The following is a 545-nucleotide window of genomic DNA, read 5'->3' on the forward strand; positions in this document are numbered from 1 at the left end:
CATCCCCGGCCAATCCCACTCTGGTACGGGCTGGTGGTTGATGGTCAACATACGATGGTCTTTCATCACATCAGTGATCTCGCCCTTCGTCCAAGCCGTTTGTGCAGTGGCTTCGGTCGGTGATGAAATGCGCGATAGATCAGCCGTTTGGCTCGATTCTGAATCCAACATAAAGTGAGCTGAGGTTACGATGCGATCGTCTTGAGTCAGGCCTTGTAGTACCTCGATTTTGTCGTCAGCTTCACGACCGACTTCGATGCGCGTTGAGCGGTATTTGCCGTCTCCCTCAGACAGCACGACGCGAGTCATACCCCCCGAGCGGATAACGGACGACTTGGGAATGGTTAACACCGCGTTGTCGCTGACAGGCTGTAAGGCAATATTGGCGAACATGTTCGGTTTCAGCTCGCCATTGGGATTAGAGAATTTAAGACGAACACGAAGCGTGCGCGTTTTAGGATCCAAAATTGGATACACATAATCGACGCTGCCTTGCCACTCTTTACCCGGAATCGCATCCAACGTCATAGTGGCGTCGCTGCCTG

The 545-nt window shown here is 52.7% G+C and carries 1 protein-coding gene; it reads right to left on the bottom strand.

Annotated elements, in window-relative coordinates; all coding sequences use genetic code 11:
* Nucleotides 1-545 (bottom strand): efflux RND transporter periplasmic adaptor subunit (locus tag R8O11_RS30560; protein ID WP_318195302.1); only part of this gene is annotated, 545 nt, incomplete at both ends.

Source organism: Vibrio sp. 1288, from assembly GCF_033344475.1.